Origin of the sequence: Streptomyces sp. NPDC051218 (assembly GCF_044455475.1) — a bacterium.
GTDB lineage: Bacteria > Actinomycetota > Actinomycetes > Streptomycetales > Streptomycetaceae > Streptomyces.
The window spans coordinates 1-13,200 of the sequence record NZ_JBITEU010000031.1 but is presented as its reverse complement, the minus strand read 5'-3'; the positions used below and the strand labels follow the sequence as shown (position 1 = coordinate 13,200).

The window sequence follows — 13,200 nt, the reverse complement described above, 5'->3', positions numbered from 1 at the left end:
CCAGCCGGCCGATCCTGCCCATAAGCGTTGAGCAACGCCTGCGCCTCGATCGGATCACCCAACGTCGTACCCGTACCGTGCGCCTCCACCACGTCCACCTGGTTGGGCTCCAGGCCGGCAGCGGCCAGCGCCGCGCCGATGACCCGCTGCTGCGAGGGGCCGTTGGGTGCGGTCAGGCCGTTGGACGCGCCGTCCTGGTTGACCGCGGACCCGCGCACCACCGCAAGCACCTCGTGCCCGTTGCGGACGGCGTCGGACAGCCGCTCCACCAGCAGCACCCCCACACCCTCGGACCAGCCCGTACCGTCGGCCTCCGCGGAGAACGAGCGGCAGCGGCCGTCGGACGCCAGACCGCGCTGCCTGCTGAAGTCGATGAAGACGGCCGGGGTGGAGAGCACCGTGACGCCGCCCGCCAGCGCCATGTCGCACTCGCCGTTGCGCAGTGCCTGGCAGGCCAGGTGCAGAGTGACCAGGGACGAGGAGCATGCGGTGTCCACGGTCATGGCCGGACCCTCGAGTCCGAAGGTGTAGGACACCCGGCCGGCCAGCACGCTGCCCGAGGTGCCGGTGCCGAGGTAGCCCTCGACCCCCTCCGGCAGCACGGTCATGGTGGCGGCGTAGTCGTGGTACATGAGGCCGGCGAACACGCCGGTGGAACTGCCGCGCAGCGAGGTCGGGTCGAGTCCGGCCCGCTCGAAGGCCTCCCAGGAGGCTTCCAGCATCAGCCGCTGCTGCGGGTCCATCGCCAGCGCCTCGCGCGGCGAGATACCGAAGGGCACAGGGTCGAAGCGGTCCGCGTCGTGGACGAAGCCGCCCTGGAGGACGTAGGACTTGCCCGCCGCGTCGGGGTCGGGGTCGTAGAGGGCCGCGGTGTCCCAGCCGCGGTTGTCCGGGAACGGGCCAATCGCGTCGGAGCCCGTCGCCACCAGTTGCCACAGGTCCTCGGGGCTGTTGACCCCGCCGGGGTAGCGGCAGCTCATCGCGACGATGGCGATGGGCTCGTCGCTGCTCACGGTGCGGTGGGCCCGCGCGGGCGCCGCGGTGTCCGCCCCGGTCAGGCGGGACAGCAGGTGGGCCACCAGGGCCTGCGGCGATGGGTAGTCGAAGACGAGGGCCGCGGGCAGCCGTAGGCCGGTCATGGCGCCGAGCTGGTTGCGCAGTTCCACGGCGGTCAACGAGTCGAAGCCCAGGTCCTTGAACGGCTTGTGGTCCTCGATCAGCTCCGCGCCGGTGTGCCCGAGCACACCGGCGACCTCGGACCGCACCAACTCGGTGAGCAGGTCGACCCGTTCGGCCTCGCCGAGGCCGGCGAGGCGCTCGCCCAGCGGGGATGCGGCACCGCGCACGGCACGCGCCGCCTCGGGCAGGACGCGGCGGGTGATCAGGCCCCGCAGCAGGGGCGCCGCCGCGGCGGGGTCGCGGTCCGCGGCCTCCCGCAACTCGGTGAGGTTCAGGCGGAGGGCGACCAGGTGCGGGATGTCGCCCCTCCGGACGGCGTCCAGGACGGCCAGTGCTTCGCCGGTGGCGAGCGCGGAGCCCACACGCCGGATCCTGGCCCGTCCCGTCTCGTCCAGCCCGGCGGAGATACCGGAAGCCTCCGCCCACAGGCCCCACCCGACGGAGACGGCGCCCGGCCTGCGGCGGGCGACGGCGTCCAGGACCGCATTTGCCGCCGCGTAGCCGGCCTGGCCCGCGGAGCCGAAGGTCGCCGAGACGGAGGAGAACAGCACGAACAGTGAAACGTCGCCGACCAGGTCGTCCAGGTGCAGCGCCGAGGCCGCCTTGGCGTCCAGCACCGCGTCGAGCCTGTCGGGGGTCAGGGAGGTGACCACGCCGTCGTCCACGATCCCGGCGGCGTGCACCACGCCGGTCAGTGGCCGATCAGCGGGTATGCCGGCGAGCACCTCGGCCAACGCCTCACGGTCGGCCACATCACAGGCGAGGGCACGGGCGCGGGCCCCCAGGGAGGCCAGCTCGGCGATCAGTTCGTCCGCCCCGGGCGCTTCGGGTCCGCGCCGACTCACCAACAGCAGGTCACGGACGCCGTGTTCAGCGACCAGGTGCTGGGCGACGCGGCCGCCGAGGACGCCGGTGCCGCCGGTGACGAGGACCGTGCCGTGCGTCTCCGCCGGGTCCGGCCCCGCCGGGGGAACGACGGCGCGGACGAGACGGGGGGCGTACAACCGGCCGTCACGCAGGGCGATTTGCGGCTCATCGGTGTCCGTCAGGCCGGTCACCGGTGTGCCGCCCTCGCAGGGGTCCAGGTCGAGCAGGACGAAACGGCCCGGGTGCTCGGTCTGCGCGCTGCGCACCAGCCCCCACACCGCGGCGGCGGCCGGGTCGACCGGGGTGTCCCCGGCGGGCACGGCGCCTCGGGTGAGCAGTACGAGACGGGAGGCGGCGAAGCGCTCGTCGGCGAGCCAGGTCCGCACGTACTCCAGGGCACGGTGGGCGGCGCGGCGGACCGCGGCGGGCCCGTCGAGGGTCACGGGGCCGTCCCAGTCCTCGGGGTCCGTGTCGGCATGGACGGCCACCAGGGCGGGGGGCTCGGCCAAGGCCGCAAGGCCGGTCGCGCCGGCGACGACCGTCCACGGGGTGGACGGGCCGGACGCGGGCAGGGCGGCCCACTCGACACGGAAGAGCGTGTCGGCGGGGATCCGGCCGTCCACGGGCGCCGCCGGTCGCAGCACCAGGGACTCCACGGAAGCGACCGGCCGTCCCGTCGGGTCGGCGAACTCGAGCGAGACGGCGTCCGTGCTCGTCGGGGTCAGGCGCACGCGCAAGGCGGTGGCGCCCCTGGCATGCAGGGTGACGCCGGACCAGCTGAACGGCACCCGGACGGCGGGATCGTTCTGCGAGGGGCCGCTCAGGGCCGCGCAGTGCAGGGCGGCGTCGAAGAGAGCGGGGTGCAGACCGAAGCCCCCTGCGTCCGGGGAGTCCGCGCCGTCGGCCACGGCGGGCAGCGCCACGTCGGCGTACACCACACCGTCGGCGGCGCGCCAGGCGCCGCGCAGGCCCTGGAAGAGCGGCCCGTAGTCGAGGCCGGCGGCTGCTGCGGCGGCGTAGAAGTCGTCCAGTACCACCGCCTTGCCGCCCTGCGGCGGCCACTCGGCCAGGGGTTCGCCCGCCGTCGGGCGTGCGGGGGCCAGGATGCCGGTCGCGTGCCGGACCCAGCCGCCGTCCGTGCCCTCGATCCCGTCGGCCCCGTCGGCCCGGGTGTAGAGGGCGATCTCCCGGGTGCCGTCCGCGAGCGGCGTGCCCACCTCCGCCTGGATCCGGACGCCGCCCAGTTCGGGCAGTTCCACCGGGGTGTCCAGGGTCAGTTCGTCCACGACGGCGCAGCCGACCTGGCTGCCCGCGTGCAGGGCGAGGTCGACGAGCGCGGTGCCCGGGACGAGGACCGCACCGTGCACACGGTGGTCGTTGAGCCAAGGGTGGGTGGTGCGGGACAGCCGGCCGGTGAGCACGAGGCCCCCGTCACCGGCCACCGAGACGAGCGCCCCAAGGAGCGGGTGCCCGGCGCCGCTCAGGCCGGCCGTCCTGAGGTCGGCCGGGCTGCTGAGGGTCGGCCAGTAGCGCTGTCGTTGGAAGGGGTAGGTGGGCAGGTCCACCCGGCGGGGGCTCCACGGTTCCAGGACGGCCGCCCAGTCAGGATCGAGCCCCGCGACGTGCAGGCGCGCCACGGCCCGCAGCAGGCTGTCCGTCTGGTCGCGGCCGTTCCGCTGCAGCGGAACGGCGACGGCGGTGTCGTCCTCCGCACCGACCAGGGCGCACAGGACCCCGTCGGGGCCCACCTCGACGTACCGGGTGACGCCCTGGCGCGCCAATTCCTCGGCGGCGTCGGCGAACCGGACGGTCGAGCGGACCTGACTGACCCAGTACTCCCAGGTCGTCGGGTCACCGTCGAGGCCGACGGTGGAGACCATCGGGATCGTCGGCGGGTGGTAGGTGAGGTCGCGGGCGATCGCGGCGAACGCGGCGAGCATGGGTTCCATCAGGTACGAGTGGAAGGCGTGCGAGACCGCGAGCCGCTTGACCTTGCGGCCCTGACCGCGCAGCCGTTCCTCCAGCGCGCCGATCGCGTCGGCGTCACCCGAGACCGTCAGGGACGACGGCCCGTTGACCGCCGCGAGGTCCACGCCGTCGGGCAGCTCGATCTCGCCATCGGCCGCCTCCACGGCCAGCATCGCGCCGCCCGCGGGCAGTTCCTCCATCAGCCGGCCACGGGCCGCGACCAGGCGGCAGGCATCGTCCAGCGACAGGATGCCCGCGACGTGGGCTGCGGCCAGTTCGCCGATCGAGTGGCCCGCCAGTACGTCGGGGCGCAGACCCCATGACTCGGCCAGGCGGAAGAGCGCGACCTCGACGGCGAACAGTGCCGGCTGGGTGTGGACGGTGCGGTCCAGCGCCGCGCCGTCCTCGAAGGTGATCTCCTTCAGCGACCGCTCACCGCCGACCTTCTGACACACGGTGTCAAAGGCCTCGGCGAACGCCGGGAAGGTGTCGTACAGGTCACGCGCCATGCCCGCGTGCTGCGCGCCCTGCCCGGTGAACAGGAAGGCGGTCAGGCCGGGCCGCACGGCGCCGGTGAGCACGTCGGGCCCGGTGCGGCCCTCTTCGACGGCCCGCAGGCCGGCCTGGGCGTCCACCAGGTCGGTGGCGAGGACGACTCCACGGTGCTCGTGGGACTGGCGGGTCGCGCCGAGAGAGTGGGCGAGGTCGACGAGTTCGTCGGCAGCCCCCGTCCCTTCGTCCAGGAAGGTACGCAGCCGTTCGGCCTGCCCCGCCAAGGCCGTTGCGGTCCGGCCGGACACCGGCAGCGGCACCATGCCGGGGGCGGGCCTGCGGGGCGCGGGCGGCTCGGCGGGGGCGTCGGCGGGAGGTTCCTCCAGGATGATGTGCGCGTTGGTGCCACTGATGCCGAAGGAGGAGACAGCCGCCCTGCGGGGGTGTTCACCGGGTTCCCAGGGCTGCTCCCCGGTGAGCAGTTCGATGCGGCCTGAGGACCAGTCCACGTGCGGGGTGGGCACGTCGGCGTGCAGGGTGCGGGGCAGCACGCCGTGGCGCATCGCAAGGACCATCTTGATCACGCCGGCGGCCCCGGCGGCGGACTGGGTGTGGCCGATGTTGGACTTCAGCGAGCCGAGCCACAGCGGACGGTCCCGGTCGCGGCCGTAGGTGGCAAGCAGCGCCTGCGCCTCGATGGGGTCGCCCAGCGTGGTGCCGGTGCCGTGCGCCTCGACGACGTCGACCTGGTCGGGCGTCAGGCGGGCGTCGTCGAGCGCGGCGCGGATGACACGTTCCTGGGCGGGGCCGCTGGGGGCGGTGAGGCCGTTGGAGGATCCGTCCTGGTTGACCGCGCTGCCACGTATCACCGCGAGCACCGGGTGGCCGTTGCGGCGAGCGTCGGAGAGCCGCTCGATGAGCAGTACGCCGACGCCCTCGCCCCAACCGGTGCCGTCCGCGTCGGCGGAGAACGCCTTGCACCGGCCGTCGGAGGCCAAGCCGCCCTGACGGCTGAACTCGTGGAAGGCGACCGGGTGCGGCATGACGGTGACTCCGCCGGCGAAGGCCATGGAGCAGTCACCCGCGCGGATGGCCTGGGCGGCCAGGTGCAGGGCGGTCAGCGACGAGGAGCACGCGGTGTCCACACTGACGGCGGGCCCCCGCAGGCCCAGCGTGTAGGCGATTCGGCCGGAGAGTACGGAGGTGGCGCTGCCGGTGAGCTGGTAGCCCTCGGTACCGGCCATGCCCGCCTGCATGTTGATGCCGTAGCCCTGCCCGTTGCACCCGACGAACACGCCCGTACGGGAGCCGCGCAGCGTCTCGGGATGGATGCCGGCTCGCTCCATCACCTCCCAGACCGACTCCAGGACCAACCGCTGCTGCGGGTCCATGGCCAGCGCCTCGCGCGGGTTGATGCCGAAGAACGCGGGGTCGAACATGCCCGCGTCGTGCAGGAAGCCGCCCTGGGACGCTTCGGGGGCCGCGACGCCCTCGGCGCCCGCCAGCGGACTGTCGTCCCAGCCCCGGTCGCCGGGGAATGGGGTGACGGCGTCTTCGCCGGAGGCGAGCAGCCGCCAGAGGTCCTCGGGCGAACGCACACCGCCGGGCAGGGTGCAGGCCACCGACACCACGGCCATGGGCTCGTGCTCCTGTGTCTCGGCCTCGCGCAACCGCCTGCGAGTGTCATGCAGTTCGGCGATCACCCGGCCCAGGTAGTCGCGGAGCTTGTGCTCGGTGGGACTCTTGCTCGCTTCGGTCGTCATCCTGCTCTCCTGCGGGGTCCTTGGAGCGGCGGCGGTCACTTGAGTCCCAGATCCCTCTCGACCAGGTCGAACAGTTCGTCGTCCGTGGCGTGTCCAAGACGGTCGGCCAGGGCGGCGCCGTCAGCGGATGCCGTACCGGTCTCGTTCCGTGTCGTGGCGAGCAGCGACTCCAACCGCATCACGATCCGGACCCGGTCGAGGTCGTCGCCGGAACGGCGGGCGAGCGCCGCCTCGAGCCGGTCGAGTTCGTCCGTCGACGGCAGGTCGTCGACGACGTCCTCCGGCATCAGCAGACCCAACAGGTGCTCCGCCAGCGCGACGGGTGTCGGCTGGTCGAAGACGAGCGTGGCCGGCAGTGTCAGGCCGGTCGCGGAGACCAGCCCGTCACGCAGCGCCACAGCGGTCAGCGAGTCGGTGCCCAGATCGCGGAAGGTGCGTTCCGGCTCGATGTCGTCCGCTCCCGCGTGTCCGAGCGCGACGGCGGCGTGGGTGCGGACCAGTTCCAGTGCCGCGCGCTCGCGCTCCACCGGGGACAGTCCGGCCAGCCGGGCGCGGAACCCGTCCTCGACGGGGTCGGGAGCGGCTGCGGCGCCGGCGGGCCGAAGGGCACGTACCTCGGGCAGTTCGGCGAGCAGCGGGCTGGGGCGCAGCGCGGTGAAGGAGGGTTCGAAACGCTCCCAGTCGACCTCCGCGGCGGCGGTGAACGGTTCACGGGCGTCGAGCGCCTGACGCAACGCGACCATGGCGGGCCCGGGCCGGAGGAGTGAGATGCCGCGGCGCAGCATCGGTTCCACGGCGGCCTGGTCGACCATGCCGCCGCCGTCCCACGGCCCCCAGGCGACGGAGAGGACGGGGGCGCCCTCTCGGCTGCGCTGTTGGGCGAGCGCGTCGAGGTAGGCGTTGCCTGCGGCGTAGCCCCCGTGCTGGCCCACGCCCCACATCGCGGAAATGGAGGAGAAGTGGACGACGGCGTCCAGTCGCATGGGGTCGAGCAGTTCGTCGAGGTGACGGGCGCCGGCGACCTTACCGCCCACCAGGTGGGCGAGGTCCGCGACGCCGGTGTCGGCGAGCGGGGCCAGGACGCCCAGGCCGGCGGTGTGCATGACGGTCCGGACGGTGACGCCGTCCGCGGCCAGCGCGTCGAGCATTCGGCTGACGTCGTCCCGGACTTGCAGGTCACAGGCGACGACGGTGACGCGGGAGCCGAGGGCGGTGAGTTCCCCGGTGAGTTCGCGGGCGCTTGGAGCGTCGGGACCGCGCCGGCTCACCAGGACGAGGTGCTCGGCTCCCTCGGTCGCCAGCCAGCGGGCGACGTGGCCGCCGATGGCACCGGTGCCGCCGGTGACCAGCACCGTGCCGTCCGGCGTCCAGCCCGTACCGGAACGCGGGAGGACGGGGTCGGCGTGCCGCAGCCGCCGCCCGAAGGCGGCCCGGGCACGGACCGCCACCTGGTCCTCGCCGTCGGTGCGGGTCAGGGTGGCCGCGAGCCGGGCGGCCAGGCGCGTGTCGTCGCTGAGGCCGTCGGCGGGCAGGTCGACCAGGCCGCCCCAGTGGCGGGGGTGTTCCAGCGCCGCGACCCTGCCCAGGCCCCAGATTGCGGCCTGGGCCGGGCTGACCGGCGCCTCGTCCTCCCCCGCTCCGACGGCTCCCGCGGTGAGGGTCCACAGCGGGCCCGGGTCGACGTCGAGCGCGGCGTGCAGCAGGCAAAGGGTGCCGGCCAGGCCGGCGGTGATCACCGGGTGGTCCGGATACGGCGTCTCGTCCAGGGCCAGCAGGGAGACCACGCCGCGGAGTTGCTCGCCGGGTACGACGTAGTCGCGGAGCAGGTCCGCGAACTCCTCCGCGTCGGTGCCGGCGGGGTCGACGACGAGCAGGTCGACCTCACCCTGCCGTTCGGTGAGCGCCGCGCGGCAGGCGTCGACCGTCTCGGTGGCGTCGTCAGGGGCCACCAGAAGCCACCGCCCGGCGCAAGACGCCGCGGACGGCTCCTCCAGGGGCGTCCAGGCGATCCGGTAGCGCCAGGCGCCGACGGCCTCGTGCTCGCGGGCGTCGCTGTGCCAGGCTGACAGGGTCGGCAGCAGGGGTTCCAACGCCGCCGGGTCGAGGCCCGCGGTGGCGGCAAGGGACTCGACGTCGCCCTCGTCGACGGCCGCCCAGAAGCGGGACTCCGCCAGTGAGGCGGCGGGCGTCGGCGCCACGGTCGCGTCGGAGGTCGGTGCGTCGGGCCAGTAACGGGTGCGCTGGAAGGGGTAGGTGGGCAGGTCGACCCGGTCGCCCACGCCCGTCACCGCCGGCCAGTCGACCTGCGCGCCCCGTACGTGAGCCCGGGCGATCACGCGCAGCAGTGTCTCCGCCTCGCCCCGCCCCGAGCGCAGGGCGGGGACGGCCACCAGTCTTTCGACCTGTTCCTGGGCGAGGGCGGAGAGCACTCCGTCCGGACCCAGCTCCAGCGCCGTCCGCACCCCGGTGAGCGAGGCGAGCGCGTCGGCGAAACGGACGGGCTCGCGTATCTGACCCACCCAGTACTCCGGGGTGTCGATCGCACCCGGGGCCGTGGTCAGGACCGGGATCTGTGGAGCGTGGTACGTCAACGATCCCGCGACCGCCGCGAACTCGGCCAGCATCGGCTCCATCAAGCGGGAATGGAAAGCGTGCGAGACGGCCAACCGCTTGACCCGCACACCCTGCGCCCGGAACCGCTCCTCCAACCCCGCGATCGCCTCCGCGTCACCGGAAACCGTCACCGACGTAGGGCCGTTCACCGCCGCAAGGTCCACCCCGTCGGGCAGTTGCAACTCGTCCTCGGCCACCTCCACCGCCAACATCGCGCCGCCCTCGGGCAACGCATCCATCAACCGCCCGCGCGCCGACACCAGGGCACACGCGTCCTCCAACGACAACACCCCCGCCACATGCGCGGCGGCCAACTCGCCAATCGAATGCCCCACCAGCACATCCGGGGTCACACCCCACGACTCCACCAGCCGGAACAGCGCCACCTCCAACGCGAACAACCCCGCCTGGGTGTAGACGGTCCGCTCCAACAACCCGGCGTCCTCGCCGAACACCACCTCACGCAACGGCCGCCCCACATCCACCCGCGCACACACCGCGTCGAAAGCGTCCGCGAACACCGCAAACGCCCCGTACAACTCCCGCCCCATCCCCAACCGCTGCGCACCCTGACCCGAGAACAACAGCGCCAGGCGGCCGGATTCGGCGACGTCGCGGACCGTCAAGTGGCCGGCGTCAGCGAGGTCGGAGAGTTCGGTGAGCAAGGCCTCGCGGTCGTGTCCTACGGCCACGGCCCGGTGTTCCAGGTGGGCCCGGCCGCCCGCCAGGGAGGCCGCCACGTCGGCCGGGTGGAGGCTGTCGTCCCGCGTGACCCGCTCGGCCAGCCGGACGGCCTGCTCCTCTAGCGCCTGCGGACTGCGGGCCGAGAGCACCCACGGAACCAGGGGTGGGGTCGCCCGCCGTGCGGGGCTTTCGGGGCTTGTCGGAGCGGGAGCGTGCTCCAGCACCACGTGCGCGTTGGTGCCGCTGATACCGAAGGAGGACACTCCTGCACGGCGCGGGCGGTCCAGCTCCGGCCACGGACGGTCCTCGGTGAGCAGTTCCACCGCGCCCGTCGTCCAGTCCACCTCGGGCGTCGGCTCGGTCACGTGCAGGGTACGGGGCAGTACGCCGTGCCGCAGCGCCATGACCGTCTTGATGATGCCGCCGACCCCGGCCGCCGCCTGGGTGTGACCGATGTTGGACTTCAACGACCCGAGCCACAGCGGCCGTTCAGCGTCTCGACCCTGCCCGTAGGCGTTGAGCAGCGCCTGCGCCTCGATCGGATCACCCAGCCTCGTGCCGGTGCCGTGCGCCTCCACCAGGTCCACCTCGTGCGGCTCCAGACCAGCCTTCGCCAGCGCCGCCCGGATCACCCGCTGCTGGGAAGGACCGTTCGGCGCTGTCAACCCGTTGGAAGCACCGTCGGAGTTCACCGCGGAGCCGCGCACCACCGCAAGTACCTCGTGCCCGTTGCGACGCGCCTCGGAGAGCCGCTCCACCAGCAGCAGACCAACTCCCTCACCCCAGCCGGTGCCGTCCGCGTCAGCGGAGAACGCCCTGCAGCGGCCGTCGGACGCAAGGCCGTCCTGCCTGGCGAACTCGGAGAAGACTCCGGGACTGGTCATCACCGCGACACCGCCGACGACGGCCATGGTGCACTCGCCGTCGCGCAGCGACTGCGCCGCGACGTGGAGGGCCACCAGGGACGACGAGCAGGCGGTGTCCACGGTCAGCGTCGGGCCCTCAAGACCGAAGACGTAGGCCACCCGGCCGGACAGGACGCCGCCCGACATTCCGGTGAGCAAGTGCCCTTCAGAGCCAGGGGCGGCGACGCCCACTCCGTACCCGGACGGTGAGGCGCCGATGAAGACGCCGGTGGGAGTCGAGCGCACGGCGTGCGGGCCCAGCCCAGCACGCTCGAACAGTTCCCAGGAGGTCTCAAGGAGCAGCCGCTGCTGCGGGTCCATCGCCATGGCCTCGCGCGGCGAGATGCCGAACAGGTCGGCGTCGAAGGAGGTGGCGGTGTGTACGAAGCCTCCGACACGGGTGTAGGGGTCGCCGGGACCCGTGGCGTCGTCGGTGGGCCACCCGCGGTCGGACGGGAAGCCGCCGACCGCGTCGATGCCCTCGGTGACCAGCCGCCACAGTTCCTCCGGCGAGGAGGCGCCACCCGGATACCGGCATGCCATGCCGACGATCGCCAGGGGCTCGTCGGACACCACGGCCGTCGTGACCGCCTCACGCTCGTCGCCGCTGACCAGCGAGAGCACGTGGCGGGAGACGTCCGAGGGGGTCGGATGGTCGAAGACCAGCGTCGTGGGCAGGCGCAGATCGAGAGCGTCGGCCACCCGGTTGCGGACGGCCACGGCGGTGAGGGAGTCCACGCCCAGGTCCTTGAACGGTCGCTCGGCGTCGACCGGTTCGGAGTAGCCGAGGACCGCCGCGGTCTCCCGGCGGACCAGGTCGAGTACGGTGCGGGCCCACTCCGACTCCGGCAGCCCGGCCAGCAGGGTCCGCACGGCCGAGGCTCCGTCCTCGGCGGCCGGTCCCCCGGCCAGGGCCTCGGTGACCTCGGGCAGGGCCGAGAGCAGCGGGCTGGGCCGGCGGCTGGTGAAGGCGGGGGTGAAGCGTGCCCAGTCGATGTCCGCGACGACCACGCAGGTGTCGTCGGTGTCGATCGCGCGCTCCAACGCGGTGACGCACAGAGCCGGCGGCATGGGTTGCAGGCCCCGTCGCTTCAGGTACTCGTCGGCACCGTCCCGGGCGGCCATGCCGATCTGCGCCCAGGAGCCCCAGGCCACGGCGGTTCCGGTCCGGCCGGCCGCCCGGCGGGCCGCGGCGAGGGCGTCGAGGTGGGCGTTGGCGGCGGCGTAGGCGGCCTGACCACCGCTCCCCCACACTCCGGCGATCGAGGAGAACAGCACGAACAGTTCGGCGTCGGGGAGGAGCGCGTCGAGGTGCTCGGCCCCGACGGCCTTGGCCCGCAGTCCCTCGGCCAGGACGGGTACGGATGTGGAGTCGAGCGGTATGGCTGGATCGGTTCCGGCCGCGTGCACCACTCCGGTGACCGGGTGCTCGGCAAGCAGGGCGGCCAGTGCGTCACGGTCGGCGACATCGCAGGCGAGGACGACCGCGGTGGCACCCAATTCGGCGAGTTCGGCGACCAGTTCGGCGGCGCCTGGCGCGCCGGGGCCCCTCCTGCTGCTCAGCACCAGCTTCCGGGTGCCCCGGCGGGCGAGCATCCGGGCGGTCTCGGCGCCCAGCGCGCCGGTGCCACCGGTGATCAGCACCGCCTCGGGTGCCGCTTTCCCTGGCGGGGAGTCGGCGGCCGGCGCGTGGATCAGGCGGCGCACGTAGACGCCTTCGGCCCGTACGGCGACCTGGTCCTCGGCGGCGGCGAGCACGGCGGCGAGCCGGGCCGTCGCCCGGGGCTCGGGGCCGGCGGGCAGGTCGATCAGTCCGCCCCACCGCTCGGGGTGCTCCAGCGCGGCCACCCGGCCAAGGCCCCAGAGGCGGGCGGCGGCGGGGTCGACGATCCGGTCGGCGCGGTTCGTGGAGACGGCGCCGGTCGTGACGCACCACAGCGGGGCGGTGACCTCGGCGTCGGCCAGTGCCTGGACGACCGTGAGGGTCGCGCCGAGGCCGACGGACACCGCCCCGTCCTCGGGATGTGCCCGGCGGTCGTCGGCGAGGAGCGACAGGACTCCGGTGACCGGTTCGGCCCCCTCGCCTCCTTCGGCGGCCTCGCGCAGGAGTTCGCTGAGCCCCCACCGGTCGAGGGAGTCGTCGGGAACCGTGACGTCGATCGGTTCCGCGCCCGCCTGCCGCAGCGCCTGGGCGCAGCGTTCGGCATGGCCGGTGTCGACGCCCTTGGTGTGCAGCAGGAGCCAGCGCCCGTCGAGGGTGCCGGCCGGGGCGCGGTCAGCGGGCTGCCAGGCGACGCGGTAGCGCCAGGAGTTCACCGTGGAGTGTTCGGCACGGTTCCGACGCCACACCGCGAGGGCCGGCAGGACGGTCTCCAGGCCGTCACCGGAGTCCAGGCTCAGGGTGCCGACCACTTGCTCGTAGTCGAGCCGGTCGACAGCTTCCCAGAAGTCCGCCTCGACCGGGTCGGCGTCCATGGTGCTGCTCGTGGCAGGTACCGCCTCGGGCGGGTCGGTCATCCAGTAGTGGGCGCGCTGGAAGGCGTAGGTGGGCAGGTCGACGGGGTCGGCCTGCGGCAGCACCCGCGCCCAGTTGACGGGGATGCCGTGGACATGAGCTTCGGCCAACGCGCTCACCCAACGCTGCAGACCACCCTCACCACGACGCAACGTACCCAACACCACACCAGAACGCCCCACAGCCTCCAAACTCTCCTGCACCCCAACAGCCA

The 13,200-nt window shown here is 73.6% G+C and carries 2 protein-coding genes; both read right to left on the bottom strand.

Annotated features, from left to right (window positions below; translation table 11 throughout):
• Window positions 1-6,269: SDR family NAD(P)-dependent oxidoreductase (locus ACIBCK_RS39015; RefSeq protein WP_399398104.1), on the bottom strand; the 6,269-nt coding region annotated here is incomplete at its 3' end.
• A 35-nt stretch (window positions 6,270-6,304) separates the two neighbouring features.
• Window positions 6,305-13,096, bottom strand: a complete 6,792-nt coding sequence (locus tag ACIBCK_RS39010; RefSeq protein WP_399398102.1) for a type I polyketide synthase — start codon at window positions 13,094-13,096, stop codon at window positions 6,305-6,307.
• Window positions 13,097-13,200: the final 104 nt, after the last annotated feature.